The 20,974-nt window shown below is 61.1% G+C and carries 19 protein-coding genes; 12 read left to right on the forward strand and 7 right to left on the reverse strand.

Annotated features, from left to right (window positions below; genetic code table 11):
• Positions 1–29 precede the first annotated feature (29 nt).
• The 7 genes from EL199_RS09420 to EL199_RS09450 all read right to left on the reverse strand — a co-directional run bounded on the left by EL199_RS09420 (position 30) and on the right by EL199_RS09450 (position 6,728).
• Positions 30–1,010, reverse strand: a complete 981-nt coding sequence (locus EL199_RS09420) for a KamA family radical SAM protein (RefSeq protein ID WP_004141951.1) — start codon at positions 1,008–1,010, stop codon at positions 30–32.
• Between the two features lie 132 nt (positions 1,011–1,142).
• Positions 1,143–2,594, reverse strand: a complete 1,452-nt coding sequence (locus tag EL199_RS09425) for a hypothetical protein (protein ID WP_004141948.1) — start codon at positions 2,592–2,594, stop codon at positions 1,143–1,145.
• A 6-nt stretch (positions 2,595–2,600) separates the two neighbouring features.
• Positions 2,601–3,542, reverse strand: a complete 942-nt coding sequence (locus tag EL199_RS09430; RefSeq protein WP_004141947.1) for a glycosyltransferase — start codon at positions 3,540–3,542, stop codon at positions 2,601–2,603.
• Between the two features lie 4 nt (positions 3,543–3,546).
• Entirely contained in the window at positions 3,547–4,254 is a 708-nt protein-coding gene (locus EL199_RS09435) for a DUF3108 domain-containing protein (protein WP_004141945.1), read from the reverse strand.
• 71 nt (positions 4,255–4,325) lie between these two features.
• A complete protein-coding gene (gene trpC / locus EL199_RS09440) occupies positions 4,326–5,120 on the reverse strand; it encodes an indole-3-glycerol phosphate synthase TrpC (RefSeq protein WP_004141944.1) in 795 nt (264 codons plus the stop codon).
• Between the two features lie 3 nt (positions 5,121–5,123).
• Positions 5,124–6,149, reverse strand: coding sequence for an anthranilate phosphoribosyltransferase (trpD, locus tag EL199_RS09445; protein WP_004141942.1), 1,026 nt, complete (start codon positions 6,147–6,149; stop codon positions 5,124–5,126).
• 9 nt (positions 6,150–6,158) lie between these two features.
• Complete coding sequence (locus tag EL199_RS09450; protein ID WP_004141941.1) at positions 6,159–6,728, reverse strand: pseudouridine synthase; 570 nt, start codon at positions 6,726–6,728, stop codon at positions 6,159–6,161.
• Positions 6,729–6,881: 153 nt separating this feature from the next.
• On the opposite strand from EL199_RS09450, the gene EL199_RS09455 reads away from it, so the two are divergent.
• From EL199_RS09455 to EL199_RS09510, 12 genes are all read left to right on the forward strand, one after another.
• Positions 6,882–7,430 (forward strand): metallophosphoesterase family protein, encoded by a 549-nt coding sequence (locus tag EL199_RS09455; protein ID WP_004141939.1) that lies wholly within the window; start codon positions 6,882–6,884, stop codon positions 7,428–7,430.
• A gap of 4 nt (positions 7,431–7,434) precedes the next feature.
• Positions 7,435–8,109: an AzlC family ABC transporter permease gene (locus EL199_RS09460; protein WP_004141938.1), complete on the forward strand. Its 675-nt coding sequence runs from the start codon at positions 7,435–7,437 to the stop codon at positions 8,107–8,109.
• Entirely contained in the window at positions 8,106–8,438 is a 333-nt protein-coding gene (locus EL199_RS09465; protein WP_040355559.1) for a branched-chain amino acid transporter permease, read from the forward strand. Before EL199_RS09460 ends, EL199_RS09465 begins: the two co-directional genes overlap by 4 nt.
• Positions 8,439–8,491: 53 nt before the next feature.
• Positions 8,492–9,487: a branched-chain-amino-acid transaminase gene (gene ilvE / locus EL199_RS09470; RefSeq protein ID WP_004141937.1), complete on the forward strand. Its 996-nt coding sequence runs from the start codon at positions 8,492–8,494 to the stop codon at positions 9,485–9,487.
• 335 nt (positions 9,488–9,822) lie between these two features.
• The gene (locus EL199_RS09475) at positions 9,823–10,920 is read left to right on the forward strand and encodes an AI-2E family transporter (RefSeq protein WP_004141936.1); all 1,098 of its coding nucleotides are present in this window, start codon (positions 9,823–9,825) and stop codon (positions 10,918–10,920) included.
• A gap of 325 nt (positions 10,921–11,245) precedes the next feature.
• Positions 11,246–12,664: a tryptophanase gene (tnaA, locus tag EL199_RS09480; RefSeq protein ID WP_004141935.1), complete on the forward strand. Its 1,419-nt coding sequence runs from the start codon at positions 11,246–11,248 to the stop codon at positions 12,662–12,664.
• A gap of 66 nt (positions 12,665–12,730) precedes the next feature.
• Positions 12,731–13,939, forward strand: a complete 1,209-nt coding sequence (locus EL199_RS09485) for an aromatic amino acid transporter (RefSeq protein WP_004141934.1) — start codon at positions 12,731–12,733, stop codon at positions 13,937–13,939.
• A gap of 149 nt (positions 13,940–14,088) precedes the next feature.
• Positions 14,089–16,338, forward strand: coding sequence for a DNA topoisomerase IV subunit A (parC, locus tag EL199_RS09490; RefSeq protein ID WP_004141933.1), 2,250 nt, complete (start codon positions 14,089–14,091; stop codon positions 16,336–16,338).
• A complete protein-coding gene (locus EL199_RS09495) occupies positions 16,335–18,083 on the forward strand; it encodes a choline/carnitine O-acyltransferase (RefSeq protein WP_004141931.1) in 1,749 nt (582 codons plus the stop codon). The genes parC and EL199_RS09495 overlap by 4 nt, the downstream gene beginning before the upstream one ends.
• 15 nt (positions 18,084–18,098) lie before the next feature.
• A complete protein-coding gene (locus tag EL199_RS09500) occupies positions 18,099–18,671 on the forward strand; it encodes a DUF1007 family protein (protein ID WP_004141930.1) in 573 nt (190 codons plus the stop codon).
• The gene (locus EL199_RS09505; RefSeq protein WP_232008289.1) at positions 18,659–19,621 is read left to right on the forward strand and encodes a nickel/cobalt transporter; all 963 of its coding nucleotides are present in this window, start codon (positions 18,659–18,661) and stop codon (positions 19,619–19,621) included. Before EL199_RS09500 ends, EL199_RS09505 begins: the two co-directional genes overlap by 13 nt.
• Positions 19,618–20,943, forward strand: coding sequence for a patatin-like phospholipase family protein (locus EL199_RS09510; protein WP_004141928.1), 1,326 nt, complete (start codon positions 19,618–19,620; stop codon positions 20,941–20,943). Before EL199_RS09505 ends, EL199_RS09510 begins: the two co-directional genes overlap by 4 nt.
• The last annotated feature ends 31 nt before the right edge of the window (positions 20,944–20,974 follow it).

Below are 20,974 nucleotides of genomic sequence, written 5' to 3' on the forward strand. Positions count from 1 at the left end.
GGTGCGGGCGTGGCTAGGCTCTGCGGGGGTCAGTATATGCCGCTGGCGCGCAGTTCTGCTTCTTGTGCGGCGGTGAGTTCGCCCACCGGGATTTTGCCGTCGCCGCCGGGGATTTCGACGATGTAGGTCGGCATGGCGATGCCGGAGAGGCGACGGCGCAGCGCGGCGACGATGGCGCGGCCTTCGTTGAGCGAGACGCGGTAGTGGCCGGTGCCGCGCGCGAGGTCGAGGTGGTGCAGGTAGTAGGGTTTGACGCCGCAGTCGAGCAGGTCGTTCATGAGGTTGGCGAGTGTTGCCGCGTCGGCGTTTACGCCTTTGAGCAGTACGGTTTGTGAGTAGAGCATCACGCCGCTTGTGCGCAGGCGGTGCAGCGCGGCACGGGCGTTGGGGGTGAGTTCGGCACTGTGGTTGGTGTGGACGACGAGGTGGGTGCTTTGTGGCTGTTCGCCGAGGAGGTCGAGCAGGGCGTGGTCAATGCGGGCGGGTTGGACGACGGGGATGCGGCTGTGGATGCGCAGGCGGCGGATGTGCGGCAGGTCACGGATGATGGCGAGGTTTTGTCGCAGTTTTTTGTTGGAAAGGGTGAGCGGGTCGCCGCCGCTCAGGATGATTTCTTCTATTTGCGGGTTTGCGGCGAGGTAGGCGGAGACGGCGGCGATTTCGCTTTGGCGCAATGCCTGGCCGCGGCGGCCGATGTGTTCTTTGCGGAAGCAGAAGCGGCAGTACACGGCGCAGATGGGCGAGATTTTCCACAGGACGCGGTTCGGGTAGCGGTGTACCAGCGAAGGTAGCGGCGAGTGGGGCGCGTCGCCGATGGGGTCGGCCAGTTCGCTTGCGGCGATGGTGAGTTCGCGCGCGTCGGGGATGAATTGGGCAGCGATGGGGTCGTCAGGCGCATCGTGCATGGCGGCGCTCATTTCGTCGCTCATCGCGTATTGGTATTCGGCAAGCAGGCGGTGCAGGGTGGCGGGAGTGAGGTTGGCGCGCCGCGCGAGTTCTTCAGGGGTCATGAAGGGGGTCGATGTGTGGGTTTTGTGGCTGCGCCGCTTCCGCAGGTTTTTACATACGCTTGAGCGCTCGATGTGTATGTAAGTGTTTTGCTGCGGCGGTGCCTACTGATGTTTTTTTTGTCGGGTTATGCGCTATTCGGTTTTGACGCGCAGGATGTAGGCTTTGTCGCCGCGGTCGTTGTGGTATTCGGCGAGGATGTCAAAGAGGTCGAGGTCTTGCGGTTCTGCCTGTTTGCGGCCTTTGATGTGAACGAGGAGGTCGTCCGGGGTGAGTTCGAAGTATTCTTGCCGCGGGTGTTCCATGTCGATGTAGGCCTGTCCGTCCAGGTAGGGCGGGCGGCCGCTATAGGCGAGTGCGGTGAGGTTGTTGCTGTAGGTCGCGCCGTTTGCCGGTTGGTGCGCGCGCGCCCATTCGCCTGCTTCGCGCAGGTAGGTGAGGCGCGGGCCGATGGTGATGATGCTGGCTAGTGCATAGGCGATTATCAGCCAGAGGAGGATGAGCAGGCGTTCTGGCGGGATGCGGCCGCTTTTGATGCGTTGCAGGGCGTAGAAGACGACGCCGGAGGAGAGCCAGAGGACTAGCATGGTGACCGGGGTGTAGTAGAGGTCGCTCGGCAGGTAGCCGTAGTAGAGGTAGGCGACGGCTGCCATGCCCCAGATCCAGATGAGGGAGCAGGTGTGGAAGTGGCGCACGCGTTTTTCGAGGACGGTGTTGAGGACGCGGCGCGAGAGGGCCAGCAGAGCGAGGATGGTGATGACCGGCCCCATGATTTTGATGGCGTTCAGGGCGACGAGGACGAGGGCGACGAGGTAGCCTTCGGTGATGGTGAGGTCAACGGGGTTGTCGGCGTTGATGAGGAAGGCGATTTCGCTGCGTTTGAGGTCGATTTGGGCGATGAGTTCGGGCAGCCAGTCGCCGATGGCGTGTCGCCAGGCGGGAACGAGTCCGATGATGAGCGCGATGAGGGCGTAGTAGGCCAGCAGGAAGCGGCCGCGTTCGCACAGGCGCCGCCGCCAGTTGCCGCGTCCCGGCCAGAGGAGGAAGAGGAGCGGGAAGCCGCCCGCCCAGAAGGCGGCGATGGGGACGAACAGGGCGCCGAGCCAGGCGGTGGTCGCCCAGCCGAGGAAGGCGAGGTGGATGTGGTTTTTGTAGTGGGCGAGGAAGAGGTAGAGGCCGGCGAGCCAGAGGAGCAGTACGGGCTGGAAGCGGCTGATTTGCAGGCGGACGTCGTTGTATTCGGGGTTGAAGTTGAGGAGGAGGAAGAGGATGAAGGTGGTTTGCGGGCCGATGCCGATGAGGCGCGAGAGGCGGCAGTAGAGCCAGAGCGAGAGGGTGGAGAGCACGGCCATGATGGCGACGGCGAGGTCGGGGTTGCCGGCGAGCGGCGCGAGCAGGTGTTCAAACAGCGTTTGCGGGTGGTGGGTGCTGCGCCAGAGGTTTTGCAGGGATTCGACGTCCAGCACGCGCCCGCCTTCCAGCCAGAGCCAGAGGGAGGTGGCGAGGGAGAGGGTGACGGTGAGCAGGCTTTGTTGTTGGCGGTTGAGCCAGAGGCCGTGCCACAGGGCAGCGAGGGAGCGGCGCATGGGCGGTCAGATTTCGAAGCCGAAGATGCGCTGGCGTTTGCGGTAGTTCGCCGGGTCGCGTACTTGGGTTTCGAGGTATTCGCCGATGCGTTTGCCGAGCGGTTGCGGCTGGAAGTTTTTGGCGCGGGCGACGGCGTGCTGGGCGATGCTGGTGTGGCGGTGCGGGTGCGCCAGGTTTTGTTCGACGAGGCTGGTGATTTCGTCGGCGCTGTTGTAGAAGAGGACGTCGTGTTTGTCGCGAAAGCGGTAGCGCAGGCGGATGTCGTTGCCCGGGTCGGGGGTGATGACGACGGCACCGCAGGCCATTGCCCAGATCATCGGGGTCGGGTCGTAGTGGTCGTTTTCGGGGATGTAGAGGAAGAAGTCTTCGCGGCAGACAAGGCCGCGGCTCATGTCCTGCCAGAGGGTGTTTTTGTCGAGCGGTTTGAGGTTTACCGCTTGTTCGGCGAGGGCATGGCGCACGGTGTCGGCGTTGTTGCCGGGGCCGTCGTAGAGGTGGCAGGTGGGCTGTCCCAATGTTTTGGGGCGGGCGTAGAAGTGTTCGGGGTCATAGACTTGCGGCAGCCAGAAGATGTCGTGCCCCGGCCCGCTGTATTCTTGCGCGACGGCAAGGTCACAGCCTATCCAGCGCAGCCACGGCATGACGAAGAAGTTTTCTTTCATTTTTTTGCGCCGCTCCGGGGGGTCGTATTCGAGGCGCAGCATGGCAAGTGACGGCAGGGTGCGCAGGAACAGGCTGTGGCGGTGGATGTAGTCGCCGTCGTACATCAGCACGATGCGGTCGTAGTGTTGTAGTTTGACGAAGTGGTTGAAGAAGGCGCTGATGTCGGCGCTTTGTTTGTCGTCCAGCGCGTAGAGGTCGCAGGTGCCAACTTGCACGCGCAGGGAGGCGTACAGGCTGTTCAGGTAGGTCGGTGAGTCTTTGGGGGCAATCAGCAGGACTTTCATTATGTTATAGGGACTTGTAATTCAACAGTTTAAGGCTGAAGCGGGATTCTCCATCCTTGAGTTGTTGTAATTTTACCAAACGGAGCGGGTTTTCGGCGAAGTATATTTTGGTTTGGCGGTTGCCGCTGGTTTGCAGGAAGACTTTGATCTTGAGGGTTTTGCCGCTTTTGACGTCCTGCCAGGTTTCGTCCGGCAGGCGGCTGACCTGGTAGCTGCGCACGCGGTCTTCGTTGATGAGGGTGTAGTTGTGTTCGCCGATGTGACCGCGTTCGACGTCAAGCAGGCTTTGTACGACCAGAGCCAAGATATCGAGCGCCGGTTCGTTCGGGTTCACCCGCAGGGTTTTGTTTTGCGCGCCGACGATGGCCTGGATTTCGCCATTAACGGCGTTGGCGTAGTCGTAGGAGAGGTGCTGGTTGTCGTTGCCCTGCATGTCGCGGCGGTAGTAGGTCGGCACGACTTTGTCTCCCGCGATTTTGCCTTCGGCTTTTTCGCGGATTTCGCCAAAGCCGAGCATTTTGGCGGCAAGCGAGGGAGAGCCGATGGTTTCAAAGCGGTAGCCGCGTTCGGTGAAGATGGCTTCGTGGCGCACGCGCCCGGCGCCAACGCCGCGCACGGTGAGGTCGTATTCGGCGAGATAGCCTTGCAGCGCCTGCGCGCCGAGGCTGATGACAAGAAGGAGGGGGGCGAGGGCGTGGCGAAGTGTGCGCATGGCGGGGTTCCGGTAAATGTGAAGGCGGCGGATTGTGCCATAGCGCTCCGCCGCCTCGCGATTAACGTTCGTTATTTAGCGAGCAGCGCCGAGAGCGCCACGCCGGGGTCATCCGCCTGCATCAGCGCCCCGCCGACGAGGAAGGCGTGAATGCCGTCGGCCTGCAAGGCTTCGATATCGGCGCGGGTATGGATACCGCTTTCGCTGACTAGCAGGTAGTCGGCAGGCAGCATCGTCTTGATGCGGCGCGAGGTATCGAGCGAGACGGAAAAGTCGTGCAGATTGCGGTTATTGACGCCGATGACGCGCAACGGCAACTGTAGCGCGCGTGCGCATTCCGCCTCGTCATGCACTTCGACCAGTACATCCAGCCCCAAATCGTGGGCGAGGCGGGTAAACGCCGCCAGTTCCGCATCGCTTAACGCGGCGACAATGAGCAAAATGGCATCCGCCCCCAGCGCGCGCGCCTCGACGATCTGGTATTCATCGACGATAAAATCCTTGCGCAACAACGGCAGGCCGACCGCCGCGCGAACCAGGCGCAAATAATGCCCGCTGCCCTGAAAATATTTCTCGTCGGTCAGCACCGACAAACACGTCGCGCCCGCCGCCGCATAACTTTCCGCAATGGCGACCGGATCAAAACTGGCGCGGATGACGCCCATGCTTGGCGACGCCTTCTTCACCTCGGCAATCACCGCCGTGCCGCCAATCGCGACCCGCGCCTGCAACGCCTTCATGAAACCGCGCGGCGTATCATTGCTCGCGCTGATATTGGCGACCAGCGTATCCATATCGACCCGCTGCTTTTGCGCCGCGACCTCCTGCCGCTTGTGCGCGAGAATATCATCCAGAATCGTCGCCATCGCCTACACCTCCTTGAGCCGCTGCGAACAGGCAGCGATACGTTCCAACTGCGCCGTCGCCTGCCCCTCGCGCATAATCGCGCGGGCGCGCGCAACGCCGTCGGCAAAATCCGCGACCTCGCCCGCCACATAAAAAATCGCTGCCGCATTGAGCGCGAGCATATCGAAGCCTATAGCAGGCGTGCCGTCTGCAAACACCTGACGGATGAGCGCCAGACTGTCGGCGGCACTCGTCACCTGCAAGGCGCTGTGGTCATGATGGTTCATGCCAAAATCCGCCGGATTGAGCATGAACTCGACAATCTCGCCATCGGCGCGAAGTTCCGCGACATCATTCGGATGCGTCACGCTGAACTCATCCAAACCATTGCGCGAATGCACCGCCAGTACCCGCTCCGCGCCCAGCGCCTGGGCAACTTCGACCATCGGCCGCAGCCACGTCCGGCTGAACACCCCCAGCATCTGATGCTTGACGCCCGCCGGATTCGACAGCGGCCCCAACACATTAAACACCGTGCGGATGCCAATGGCGCGGCGCACCGGCACAACATGGCGCATCGCGTGGTGATACGCCTGGGCGAACATAAAACCAAAATTCGTCTCGGCAATACAGGCCTTGACCTGCACCGGTTCCAAATCGACGACCACGCCTGCCTGACGCAAGACATCGGCGCTGCCGGAAGCGCTGCTGGCGGCGACATTGCCGTGCTTGGCAATCTTCACCCCGCCCGCCGCAGCGACAATAGCCGCCGCCGTGGACACATTAAAAAGACTGGCGCCATCGCCGCCGGTGCCGACCGGATCGACCAGCACACCGCCGCCCAAATCCGCCGGTTTAGCGAGCGCGCGCATCACCTGCGCAGCCGCCGTCACCTCGGCAACCGACTCGCCCTTGATGGCCAGCGCCGTCAAAAAAGCGCCGACCGCTGCCGGGTCGGCCTCGCCGCGCATCAGCGACAACATCACCTCGCGCATCAACTCGGCGGGCAAATCCTGCCCGCGCACCAGCAAATCAATCGCTGCCTTCATGCAAACTCCTTAAACGTGAACCTTTTTCCAGGCGCCGGATTGTAACCCGCGCAGCGACCAATCACCAACCTGCACCCGCACCAGGCGCAACGTCGGCAAACCCACCGCCGCCGTCATCCGTCGCACCTGCCGGTTGCGCCCCTCGCGAATCGAAAGCTCCAGCCACGCCGTCGGCACCGACAGGCGAAAGCGCACCGGCGGCACCCGCGGCCACAGCGGCGGTTCGGCAATCACCCGCACCGCGGCGGGCAACGTCCGCTGCGCCTCGCGCTTGCCCTTGTCCTTCAGCCACACCCCCGCACGCAACTGCACGAGCGCCGCCTCGTCCGGCACGCCCTCCACCTGCACCCAATACGTCTTCACCAACTTGAAGCGCGGGTCGGCAATACGCGCCTGCAAACGGCCGTCATCGGTAAGAACCACCAGCCCCTCGCTGTCATAATCGAGCAAACCGGCGGGATAAACGCGCGGCACATCCACAAAATCGGCGAGCGTCGCCCGCCCGGACTTGTCCGTGAACTGGCAGAGAACGTTGAAAGGCTTGTTAAAAAGAATAAGCATGACCGTCGCAAAACCCATGGCAGAAAAAACGCGCGGAGCGGTTACAAAAACTCAGCATCCATTGCCGCAAGACTATAGTCGAATTGCCCGAATTTGTCGCGAGCTCCCCCGCCACCGCATACGCGCCGCCGCGTGCTATCATGCCGCGCGATTACCCACCGGAAACCAGACATGGCGGTTTACTTCACAGCGGATACCCACTTTTTTCACCACAACATCATCAAATACTGCAACCGCCCCTTTCGCAACGTCGCCGAAATGAACGCGGCGATGATCGCGCGCTGGAACGCACAAGTCGGCAAAGGCGACCGCGTCTATCACCTGGGCGACGTCTCCTTTGGCGGCCTGGCCGAAACCTTCCGCCTGCTGGCCGAACTCAACGGCGAAATCTGCCTCGTTAGCGGCAACCACGACGACGAACTCGGCGCCGACCCCTACCTGCAAGAACGTTTCCACTGGATCAAGCCCTACCACGAAGACACCCTGGATGGCCAGCCCGTCGTCCTCTTTCACTACCCCATCCTCGAATGGCGGGGCGCACAGCGCGGTAGCTGGCACCTCTACGGCCACACCCACGGCACCGTACACCTGCGCGGCGCGGCGCTGGACGTCGGCATCGACGCCCATCCCGAATTCCGCCTGTGGTCATGGGAAGAAATCCGCGCCCGCCTTGCCAACATCCCGCCCCTGCCTTACCCGCCCCGCAACCCCAAAGCCTGAAACCATGACCGACTACACCTGGCGCCGTGCCTTCATCCTCACCATCCCCATCCTGCTCGGCTACATCCCGCTGGCCATCGCCTACGCCGTGATGTGGACACAAAACGGCCTGCCCGCACTATGGGCGCTCGTCGCCAGCACCTTCCTCTACGCCGGCGCGATGCAATTCCTCCTCGCCGGCCTGCTGGCAACCGGCACCAGCCTCGGCGCGGTTGCCCTTGCCACCCTCGCCGTCAACCTGCGCCTCATCTTCTACGGCTTCTCCTTCCCGACCGCCGCCTACCGCGGCCGCCCGCTGCTCCTCGCCTACAGCATCTTCGCGCTCACCGACGAAGCCTACAGCCTCATCGCCCCGATGGGACGCGACACCGACCCGCGCCTCATCGCGCGCATCGAAGCCCTCTGCCAACTCTACTGGATAGGCGGCACCGCCCTCGGCCTCCTTCTCGGACAAATCATCCCGCCCACCCTCACCGGCTTCGAATTCGCGCTGACCGCACTCTTCATCATCCTCGCCCAAAGCCACAGCTACTACCGCGAACGCCGCCCGGCGCAAGCCTACGGCCTCATCGCCATCCTCATCGCGCTCGCCACCGTCAGCGACCGCAACGTACTGGCGACCGCCATCGCCATCCTCCTCGCCCTCCTCTGCCTCACCCCCCGCAAAACCATCGCATGAACTACACCGCCATCGCCGCCGCCGTCCTGGTCAGCGCCCTCATCACCCTCGCCCTGCGCGCCTTCCCCTTCCTCCTCGCCCGCATCGCCCGCCGCTACGACACCACCTTCGCCTGGCTCGGCCGCGTCATGCCGCCCGGCGTCATGACCATCCTCGCCCTCTACGCCGCCAGCACCCTCAAATGGCAACCCGCAAGCGCCGCCGCCGTCAGCGCGCTTGCCCTCATCGCCGTCATCGCCCTTGAGCACCGCTGGCGCAACCCCGTCATCAGCGTCCTCGGCGGCATGAGCCTCTACATCGCCGGCCAAAGCCTGCTCGCCTTGCCATAGCACGCCACGCGCAGTATCGTAGCCGCTCCCCAAACGACCCAAAAGGAAACCCCATGAGCAGACCCGTCCCAGCCGTCTTCGGCAGCGAGTTCTACCCCGAAATGCCGACCGTCGCCTACCAAAACGGCGCCTGGCAACCCGTGCGCTGGCAAGAAAGCGCCACCATCACCCTGCCCGCCGGCGCACACGGCCTGCACTACGGCAGCGAATGTTTCGAAGGCCTGAAAGCCTTCTGCCAAAAAAACGGCGACATCGTCCTCTTCCGCCCGGACGACAACATCGCCCGCATGCGCCAAAGCGCGCGCCTGCTCGACATGCCCATCCCCGAAGCCGACACCTTCCGTGAAGCGCTGTTCGAACTCGTGCGCCGCGCCGCCGACTACGTGCCGGACGCGCCGAACGCCATGTACCTGCGCCCGACCCTTGTCGGCACCGACCCCGTCATCGGCAAGGCCGGACACAGCACCACCAGCGCCCTCCTCTACATCCTCGCCTCGCCGGTGGGCGACTACTTCAAAGTCGGCAGCCCGATGAAACTCCTGGTCGAAACCGAGCACATGCGCTGCGCACCGCACATGGGGCGCATCAAATGCGGCGGCAACTACGCCTCGGCGCTCCCCTGGCTCAACCAGGCGCACGAAAAATACGGCGCAAACCAAGTACTGTTCTGCCCGAACGGTGACGTCCAAGAAACCGGCGCGTCCAACTTCATGCTCATCGACGGCAACACCATCCGCACCAAAGGCCTGACCGACGAATTCCTGCACGGCGTCACCCGCGACTCCGTCCTCAAAGTCGCCAAAGATCTCGGCTACACCATCGACGAACGCAACCTCACCGTCGCCGAACTACAAAAAGCCATCGAAAACGGCGCCGAAGCCATCCTCACCGGCACCGCCGCCGTCATCTCGCCCGTCACCAGCTTCGTCATCAACGACAAAGAAATCCCGGTCGCCGGACAAGAACGGGCGCTAGCCATCCGCGCCGCCATCACCGCCATCCAGTACGGCGACGCCCCCGACCGCTACGGCTGGATACACAAAATCTGAAGCCTCAAAGCGGCTGCCTTGCGACGAAAACCGTTCGCACAAAACCAAAAACGCCACAACCGTGGCGTTTTTCTTTAGAAAAGCGAAGTTAACCATATCTGGGATAGGTGGACTGATTTAACGCGCGTCGCTTGTCTAGCTTCGTGGGTTACATCTCACCAGTAGTATTTGAAGCGGCATACCACCGCAAAAAATATAGTTTAGACAAAGCCGCCTGCCTCAAACGAACAGCCTCTTAATTAAGATAGGCGGTTCAGAACGGCCGCGAAAATCCCGCACCAAACCCGGCGCAATCCCTTAAAATTGCCGCCCGATTCCCCGCAAACAAACGCCACATGCACACTCCCACTACCTCGCTCTGGGCGCCTTTCGCCCGCTTCCTCGCCAACCCGTCGCTGGTTGCGCTGGTTGCCTTCGGTATCAGCCTGATTGCCATTTTCTACTTCCTCGGCGAATGGCTGCTGCCGGTCATCATCTCCATCGCCCTCGCCTACCTGCTCGAAGGCATCATCGGCAAACTGGAGCGCATCGGCGTGCGCCGCGCGATAGCCGTCTCGCTCGTTTTTTTCCTCTTCATTGCCGCCATTCTCTACCTCACCGTCGTGCTGCTGCCCGCCATCATCGACCAGGCAAAACTGCTCATCAGCGCCCTGCCCGACTACTTCCAGCGCGTGCAGGAATACATCCTGCTGCTGCCGCACAAATTCCCCACCATCTTCAGCGAGTCCGGCGTGCAAAGCCTTCTGGACAGCATCAACGGCGAGATCGCCAACTTCAGCAAATCACTCTCCGGCAAGCTCTTTTACTCCGTCTTCGTCCTCATCAAGGCGCTGGTGTACATCATCCTCGTGCCGCTGCTCCTCTTTTTCTTCCTCAAGGACAAAAAGCTCATCATGGCCTGGCTTGGCCGCTTCCTGCCGAAACGGCGCGAAATCATCCAGGACGTCTGGTACGAAGTCGATATCCAGATTGGCAACTACATTCGCGGCAAAATCAGCGAAATCCTCGTCGTCTGGCTGCTGACCTTCATCCCGCTGCACATCTTCAACCTGCAATACAGCCTGCTACTCAGCTTCATGGTCGGCCTCTCCGTGCTGATCCCCTACATCGGCGCGACCATCGTCACCATCCCGGTGCTGGTTGTCGCCTACATGCAATACGGCCTCTCCAGCGATTTCTACTGGGTTTCCGGCCTGTATTTCGCGGTGCAGATTCTGGACGGCAACGTCATCGTGCCGCTGATTTTCTCCGAAGCAGTGAACATCCATCCGGTCGCCATCATCATCGCCGTACTGGTCTTCGGCGGCCTGTGGGGCTTCTGGGGCATCTTCTTCGCCATCCCGCTGGCGACGGTGGTCAAGGCAGTAATGGAAGCCTGGCGCCGTTACCAGAAAAAAGGCGGCGACGAAGGCGAAGCGGAAACGACCGCTTGATTTGCCAGACCCGCCCATATAACCCGCTGCAGCGGGTTCTTTATTATTTGCACCATGCATCAACACAAATATCCACGGATTAACCACAAAAATCATACAAAAATATTGCCATTTTCCACAGATTACACTACATTATCCTCAGCGGACAGCAGCCGCTTCCGTATCAACAGCTTGAGGGATATCACATGAACATCGCCATATTCCCCTGCATCCGGTGGTTCAATCTGGATCACGTTCTTTCTGCCGGTTTTCCATAGCCGTTTCTCCTGTGCCGTTGCTGGCGCCAGCTGCTTTCACTTTTTCAACAGACAATGAGGAAACGATCATGGAAAACTTCACCCACATCCCCGAACCCTTCCGCATCCGCGTCATCGAACCGGTCAAACGCACTACGCGCGAACATCGCGAAAAAGCCATTCTCAAGGCAGGCATGAACCCGTTTTTGCTCGACAGCGAAGACGTCTTTATTGACCTTCTGACCGACAGTGGCACCGGCGCGGTCACGCAAGACATGCAAGCGGCGATGTTGCGCGGCGACGAAGCCTACAGCGGCAGCCGCAGTTATCACGCGCTTGCCAAAGCCGTCAAAGAAATCTTCGGCTACCAATACACCATCCCGACCCACCAGGGGCGCGGCGCCGAGCAAATCTACATTCCGGTACTCATTAAAAAACGCGAGCAGGAAAAAGGTCTCGACCGCAGCAAAATGGTCGCTTTTTCCAATTATTTCTTTGATACCACGCAAGGCCATTCGCAAATCAATGGCTGTACGGTAAAAAACACTTATACCAAAGAAGCCTTTGATACCGGCATCAAATACGATTTCAAAGGCAATTTTGATCTGGAAAAACTGGAAGCGGGCATTAAGGAAGCGGGCGCTGAAAATGTGCCGTATATTGTCTGCACCATTACCTGTAATTCCGCTGGTGGCCAGCCGGTATCTATTGCCAATTTGCGCGGTATGTATACCATCGCGCAGAAATATGATATTCCGGTGGTAATGGATTCCGCCCGCTTTGCCGAGAATGCCTATTTTATTCAGCAACGCGAGCCGGGTTATCAAAATAAATCCATCGAGGAAATTACCCGCGAAAGTTATCAATACGCCGATATACTCGCCATGTCTGCGAAGAAAGACGCGATGGTGCCAATGGGTGGTTTGCTCTGCATTAAAGACGACCGCTATCTCGATGTTTATACCGAATGCCGCACCCTCTGCGTCGTGCAAGAAGGTTTCCCGACTTATGGCGGTCTGGAAGGCGGCGCGATGGAGCGTTTGGCGGTTGGTCTGCATGATGGTATGCGTCAGGACTGGCTCGCTTACCGCATCGGCCAGGTGCAGTATTTGGTGGACCGTCTTGAAGCCGTCGGCGTCGTTTGCCAACAGCCGGGCGGGCATGCCGCTTTTGTCGATGCCGGCAAATTGTTGCCGCATATTCCGGCCGAGCAATTCCCGGCGCAAGCGCTTGCCTGCGAGCTGTATAAAGTCGCCGGTATCCGTGCGGTGGAAATTGGCTCATTCCTGCAAGGGCGCGATCCAAAAACCGGCAAGCAGTTACCTTGCCCGGCAGAACTCTTGCGCCTGACCATTCCGCGCGCGACTTATACCCAGTCGCACATGGATTTCATCGTGGAAGCCTTTGTGCATGTCAAAGCCAATGCGCCGAAAATCAAGGGGCTGACTTTCACTTATGAGCCAAAAGTGCTGCGCCACTTCACTGCGCTACTCAAAGAAGTCGATTAAGCATAAACTGGCGGGGCGTAGTGCAAACTACGCCCCCCTTTTTTACTCAAAAAACAGGATACAAACATGAATAAACAACCTTCCGTCTTTGGCGGTGCCTGTATTATCGCCAGTGTTTGCGTCGGCGCGGGCATGCTTGGCCTGCCCAGTGCCGGAGCGGGTGCATGGACCCTCTGGACCTGCCTCGTCATGCTCGTCACCATGATTGTCATGACCATTTCCGGCTGGATGCTGCTGGAAGCCTATAAACGCTACGATATTCGCGTCTCTTTCGATACGGTGACGCATGATATGTTTGGCAGCGGCGCCAATCTTGTCAATAATCTCGCCGTTTATTTCGTCGGCGGTATCCTTCTTTATGCCTACATTACGACAGCCGGGATGATTTTGCCGCCGCTGATTGGCCTGAACAGCAAATTGTCTTCCATTCTGTTTGTCCTCATTTTTGGCGCGTTTGTTTGGCATTCTACCCGCGCGGTGGACCGTATTTCCGTGGTGCTGATTATTTTTATGGCGCTCAGCTTTATTTTCAGTATTTTTGGCCTGACGAAGAATATCAACATTCCCACGCTATTCGATACTGGCAGTAATCATCCTTCCTATGCGCCTTATGCGCTGGCAATGTTTCCGGTAGCCCTCGCTTCTTTTGGCTATCACCATTCCGCCGCTTCCATGCGTGCCTATTACGGCGAAGAACGCAAAGCCTCGCGCGCCATTCTCGGCGGTACGCTGATTACGCTGGTTTTTTATATTGTCTGGATTGTCAGTATTTTTGGCAATATGCCGCGCGAACAATTCGCGCCGGTCATTGCTGCCGGTGGTGATTTGGATGTACTACTGCCCGCGCTGAGCAGTGTCATTCAGTCCGAAAACGTCAATCATGCCATTCGCGCGTTTTCGATGGCGGCGATTCTGTCTTCATTCATTGGCGTCGGTCTCGGCGTTTTCGATTTCCTTGCCGATTTTTTCAAATTCAAGAACGACGCTGCCGGGCGGACAAAATCCTGGCTCGCCACCTTCATCCCGCCGCTCGTCCTTTCGCTCCTTTTCCCCATGGGCTTTATCATCGCCATCGGCTACGCGGGTGCGGTCGCCACTATCTGGACGTGCATCATGCCCGCGCTTTTGGTGCGCGAATCGCGCCGCCGGGGTCATGAAGGCTTCACCGCGCCGGGCGGGATGTTCATGGTGTGGTTCGTTTTCTGCTTTGGCATTGCCGTCGCCGTGCTGCATATTTTGAACATGATGGGCAAACTGCCGATTTACAGCGGTTGATGCCCTTTCCCGCAGGGGGCTCTCGCAGTAGCCGAAAAACAACCTCGCGCAGGCGGCAGAATCCTATCTGCCGCCTTTTTCCGTCATGACGCTGGATTTTTCCGGCAAAACGTCGTAAAACGCCGCCCACACAAACCACCCCGCATACCATGAACACCGCCCTCACCGAACAGCAACCCCTCGCCGGCTTCGTCGAAAAAGCCTATCTCGACTACTCCATGTACGTCATCCTCGACCGTGCCCTGCCGCATATCGGCGATGGCTTAAAACCCGTACAGCGCCGCATCATCTACGCGATGAGCGAGCTTGGCCTCTCGCACCAGTCCAAGCACAAGAAATCGGCGCGCACCGTCGGCGACGTCATCGGCAAATACCACCCGCACGGCGACAGCGCCTGCTACGAGGCGATGGTGCTGATGGCGCAGGATTTTGCCTACCGCTACCCGCTGGTTGATGGCCAGGGCAACTGGGGCAGCGCTGACGACCCCAAATCCTTCGCGGCGATGCGCTACACCGAAAGCCGCTTGACCGGTTATGCCAAAACGCTGCTCGCCGAACTCGAACAAGGCACGGTCGAATGGGTGGCAAACTTCGACGGCACCCTGCAAGAACCGGCGCGCCTGCCCGCCCGCCTGCCGAATATCCTCTTGAACGGCGGCAGCGGCATTGCCGTCGGCATGGCGACCAACCTCCTGCCGCACAACCTCGGCGAAGTCGTTGCCGCCTGCCGCGCGCTCATCGCCGACCCGCTCTTGACCGACGACGCGCTGATGCAATACATCCCCGCGCCCGACTTCCCCACCGGCGGCGAACTCGTCTCCGCGCGCGAAGAAATCGCCGCGCTCTACCGCACGGGACGCGGCGCGGTGCGGCTGCGCGCCACCTGGCACCTCGAAGACGGCAACATCATCATCGACCAACTGCCCTACCAAGTCTCCGGCAGCAAAGTACAAGAACAAATCGCCAAACAAATGCAGGCGAAAAAACTCGCCTGGCTCGAGGATCTGCGCGACGAATCCGACCACGAACACCCCATCCGCCTTGTCCTCGTGCCGCGCTCCAACCGCGTCGATCACGAACGGCTGATGCAGCACCTCTTCGCCACCACCGACCTCGAAAAACGCTACAGCGCGCAGATGAACATGATCGGCCTTGATGGCCGTCCGCAAGTGAAAAACCTCGGACAAATCCTGCGCGAATGGCTGGTGTACCGCGAAGAAACCGTGCGCCGCCGTCTCAACCATCGCCTGCACGCGGTCAATGAGCGCCTGCACATCCTGCAAGGCCTGCTCATCGCCTACCTCAACCTCGACGAAATCATCCGCATCATCCGCACAGAAGACGAACCGCGCCCCGTCCTCATGGCGACCTTCGCCCTCAGCGAGGCGCAGGCCGAAGCCATCCTGAACACCCGTCTGCGCCACCTCGCCCGTCTCGAAGAAATCCAAATCCGCGCCGAACAAGAAGCGCTCGCCGCCGAACAACAACATCTGCACGAACTGCTGCAAAGCCGCGAACGTCTACTGACCCTCATCGCCGACGAACTCGCCGCCGACGCCGCAACCTACGGCGACGCGCGCCGCACCGTCATCATCGAGCGCGAAGCGGCTGTCGCCCTTGATGAGACCGAACTGACGCCGAGCGAAGCCGTCACCCTCATTCTCTCCAAAATGGGCTGGATCCGCGGCGGCAAAGGACACGCCATCGACGGCGCGGCGCTCACCTACAAAAACGGCGACGCCTACCTCACCCAAATCAGCGGCCGCAGCAACCAACAAGCCTGCCTGCTCGCCGACAACGGCCGCAGCTACACCCTCGCCCTGCACGGCCTGCCATCGGCACGCAGCTACGGCGAACCGCTTAGCAGCAGCATGAGCATCGACGCCAGCGCGCATATCATCGCCGCCGCCATCATCGAACCCGAACGCCGCTACCTCATCGCCGCCGACAACGGCTACGGCTTCCTCATCCCGGGCGCCGAACTCACCAGCAAAACCAAAAGCGGCAAAACCCTCATCACCCCGGGCGGCGCAAGCCGCGCCATCACCTTGCAAGCCCTGCCGGACGGCGAGACGGACATCCTCGCCATCAGTAACGAAGGCCGGGTCGCCCTCATCCCCGCCGAAGAAATCCCCGAACTCGCCAAAGGCAAAGGCAGCCAAACCCTGGCGATTGCAAAAAAAACCTACGACGCCGACGGCATCCGCCTCGCGCACATCCTCGCCGTACCGCGCGGGCGCGACATCACCCTCCACAGCGGCAAACAAAAACTCACCATCCGCGCCAACGAACGCGAGCACTACCTCACCCCGCGCGGCCACAAAGGCAACTGGCTGCCGAAAAACTACCGCCGCATCGACCACATCGAACTCCCCGCCGAAAACCCCACCCCATCATGAAAACCCTGCCCCTGCCGAGCCTGGACGACACCTTCGCCACCTACCTCCAATGGCTGCGCCCGCTGGTGGACGACAAAACCTACGCCCACAGCGCCAAGGCACTGGAAGACTTCCGCCATCTCGAAGCCCCCAAACTCCAGCGCCTGCTCGAACAACGCGCAGATCTCGCCGCGCCCGACTCCTGGCTCATCGACTACTGGCGCGGCATGCGCCTTGCCAACCGAGGCAGCCTGCCGCTCACCGGCAACCAGGCGATGAAAATCGACTGGAAAGCGCCACAAAGCGGACTGAAGCGCGTCGCCCACTTCACCCACGCCCTTGCCCGCGTCCACCACGCCTACCAAAACGGCGAACTGCGCGCCATCCTCGACGACCCCGACACCTGCCACGGCCAGTGGGAAGTGCTGCGCGGCGCCGCCCGCCGCCCGCTGCCCGTAGAAGACGAATACACCTTCAACAGCCCGCACGACCCCGCGCGCCACATCATCATCCTCTACCAGGGGCGCGGCTGGAGCATGGACATCCATGACGACAAAGGCGGCATCGCCTCGCCCGCACAAATCGAAAACACCCTCTACGCCCTCATCCAAAGCCGCCCCGAAGCGCCCGACCTGCCCTTTGCCGCGCCGAGCGTCTTCCCCAACACCCAGGCGCGCGAAATCCGCGCCCAACTCATCAGCCGCGGCGAAAACGCCGCCATCTGGCAAACCGTCGAAAAAGCCCTGTTTGTGCTGAGCATCGACGACTCGCACATCCTTGACGACGAAGACGCCCTGAACGACGCCGCCTTCTCCGACGGCAGCGCCTTCTGGGCATACAAACCGCTCAACTACCGCTGCAACATCAACGACGACCGCTACTTCCTCCACAGCGAAAGCACCTGGATAGACGCGGCGAGCCTCGCTGACATCCTCCAGCTCGCCCAACACTACCAGCGCGACAAACAAATCCGGCGCAAAAACACCCTGCCGGAAAACCTCAACCTGCGCCCGCTGGACTGGCAAATTGACAAACACGAAACCAAAGACCAAGACAGCGGCACCCACAAACTCATCAAAGACGCGCTGGCCGAATACCGCCACCACGCCGAAAGCTACACCACCAGCATCTACGACCTCTTCCTCAACGATCAGGAACAAGCCCTCCTGAAACACAACGACCGCGACGCCATCATGCAGCTCGCCCTACAATACGCCCAATACAAAACCCGCAAAACCATCAAAAGCAGCCGCGAAAACATCGACATGCGCCACTACCAAAACGGGCGCAAATCCTACATGCAAAGCGTCACCGCGACCTCCATCGCCACCGCCCACGCCATCTACCAACTCGAAGACGCCAGCGACATCCAGCCGCTCATCGACCAATACAGCAAAGAACACCGCGCGCGCAAACACGCCTGCCTGAACGGGCAGGACACCTACGGCCACCTCCTCGGCCTGCGCAGCATCGCGCGCGAACAAAAACAAGAAATCCCCTTCTTCAACGACCCCGGCTACCTCATCCTCACCGACAACCACATCTCCGCCATCACCCTTGGCCACCACGGCATCCTGAGCTACATCGCCTTCACCGCGGGCGGCCCGGAAAACATCGCGGTGAACTACGCCTTCAACCGCAACAACATCAACCTCGTCCTCACCCATCCGCGCGCGCACACACGGGAAATCCAAAAATTCGCCACCGCCATCCAGGCGGGCAACAAACAAATCCTGCGCATCCTCGCCGCACAACAAGACGAATAACCCGCCGGAGTCCCCATGAAAACCCCGCTTCTTCTGCTCCTCTACCCTGCCCTCGCCCTCGCCCACCCGCACCAATGGATAGACCTGCGCATCACCCCGGAGACCGACGCGAGCGGCGCCCTCATCGCCCTGCACGAAAGCTGGGAATTTGACCCCTACTCCTCCGAAGTGCTGCTCCAGCGCAACCAGGACGCCGTTGCCCTTGCCCAATTCAAAAAAGACATCGACCAATTCTTTGCCGACCAGCGCGGCTTCACCTACAGCCAGACACTCACCTTCGCCGCCCCGCGCGACACCAAAATCGACACCAGCGGCGGCATCCTGCGCTACCACTACACCCTGCCGCTCACCCAACCGGCGCGCGGCGCGCTGCAATTCAAAATCTATGAAAACAGCTACTACATGGACGTCACCTACGCCGCAGACCAAACAAAACAATGGGACAACGGCTGCCGCCTCACCATCCGCGAAGCAAACCCGAGCGCCGAAGAAGAAGAACTGGCAGCGAGCTTCGACCAGAACGCACAAGCACCCGCCGGCCTTGGCGCCGTCTTTGCGCAAACCTCGGAACTACAATGCAGCGAATGAAATACCGCATCGCCCAACCGCCCCCTCCCCCTGTGGGGGAGGGACGGGGTGGGGGCAGCAAACACCCCGCAGCGCGGCCAATCCCCCTGCGCCGCGCCATCCCCGCCCTCATCCTGCTCATCCTCATCATCGCGCTCATCTACTACTGGCAACCGCTGCGCCTTGCCACGCAACGCCTGCAAAACAGCTGGCAGCGTGACCTCGCTGCCACTCTGCGCGAACTGCGCCAGCACGGCGACAGCGCTGCCACCTGGCTTACCCTCTGCGGCCTCGGCTTCCTCTACGGCATCCTGCACGCCGTCGGCCCCGGCCATGGCAAAGCCATCATCGCCACCTTCACCCTGAGCCAGCCCGCCGCACGGCGGCAAACGCTCGTCATCGCGACCGGCGGCGCCTTGCTGCAAGGGGTGAGCGCCATTATCTGGGTCGCGCTTGCCATGGGACTGTTGCAACACCTCATCGCCGACACCGTCAGCCATACCCTGTGGTTAAACCGCGCCAACGCCCTGCTCATCGCCGCCATCGGCGCCTACATCATCTACCGCCACCGCCCGCACCGCCACCACGCCCATTGTGCCTGCCATGCGCACGGCGCGCGCCCGCTCACCCCGTGGGCGGCGATTATCGCCATCGGCATCCGCCCGTGTAGCGGCGCGGTACTAAGCCTCGCCGTCGCCTGGAGCTGGGGCATCGCCGCCGCCGGTATCGCCATGACGCTCGCCATCGCCTGTGGCACCGCGCTCACCATCACCGCCATCGCACTGCTCTGTTACCACGGCAAACAGCACCTCGCCCGCCGCCTCCTGCGCGACGAAACCCGCTTTGCCCGCCTGACACAAACCCTGGCGCTCGCTGGCGGCCTGGCGCTTGTCATCCTCGCCGCCCTGCTCTGGCAGGCAGACGGCAGCGCCCTGCCCTCACCCACAAACCCCGTCGGACTGCCACGATGAAACCCCTCCTGCTCCTCCTCGCCATGCTCCTTACTGCCTGCGGCCATATCGAATACCAGCCGCTGGCGACCATCGACCACGTCGATCACAGCCGCGGTTACCGCCTGCAACACGTCTTCCACGACCAACAGGACGACGACCTCTTTCTCGTCCTCCTCTTCTCCGGCGGTGGCACGCGCGCGGCCGCCTTCGGCTACGGCGTGCTAGAAGTTCTGGCGGCGACGCCCATCACCGGCCACGGCAAAACCGCCAGCCTTTTGGAAAAAACCGACCTTGTGCATGGCGTCTCCGGCGGCTCGATACTCGCCACCTACCTCGGCCTGCACGGCAAAAACACCGTCCCCCGCTTTGAGCGCGAATTTTTGCAGCAAAACCTGCAAAGCACCGTGCTGCGCCAGCTTCTTTCCCTCGCCAACCTGCCGCGCCTCACCAGTTCGCAATACGGGCGCGGCGATTTGCTTGCCGAAGAACTCGACCGCCTCCTTTACCACGGCGCGACCTTTGCCGACCTCGCCGAGCGCCGCCAGGGGCCGTTTGCCGTCATCAGTGCCACCGACATGAGCCTCGGCCAGCGCGTAGAGTTTACGCAAGAACACTTCGACGCCCTCTGCCTTGATTTGAACCGCCTGCCCGTCGCCCGCGCCGTCGCCGCTTCCAGCGCGGTGCCGCTCATCTTCGCGCCGATTACCCTGAACAACCACGGCGGCCATTGCCACTACCAGCCGCCGCCGCGCGCCCGCGACGACTCGGAAACCCTCACCCGCTACATCGCGCCCTATCAGGACAGCGCCGCCCGTCCCTACATCCACCTGCTTGACGGCGGCCTGACCGACAACCTCGGCCTGCGCAGCCTGCTCGATTTTGCCGACATCCACGGCGACGACAACCTGCAACGGCAAATCACCGGCGGCAACATCCGCGACGTGGTCGTCATCAGCGTCAATGCGCAAAACCATCTCGACAGCACCATCGACCAAAGCCCGAAAATCCCCGGCCTGCGCGACGTCGTTAACGCCATCATCCACGTCCCTATCAACGAAAACACCCAGCAAAGCATCCGCAACTTCCAGCGCTTCACCGAACAATGGAACCAGAGCCGCAGCGGCGAGCATCCGGTAGCGTTGCACTACATCAACCTGGACTTGAACGACCTACCCGACGGCGCGCTGAAAAAGCGCGTGCTCAATATCGACACCACCTTCTACCTGCCGGAGGCGGACATCCGCGACCTGCGGCAAAGCGCGAAAATCCTCCTGGAACAAAACGAAACCTGGCGCAACCTGCCGGGGCGCAATGGCAACTGGCGCGCCATCGCGCCTTAACCGCCCTGCCCTGCACAAACCGTGTAAAATC

The sequence above is a fragment of the Cardiobacterium hominis genome (assembly GCF_900637305.1).
GTDB lineage: Bacteria > Pseudomonadota > Gammaproteobacteria > Cardiobacteriales > Cardiobacteriaceae > Cardiobacterium > Cardiobacterium hominis.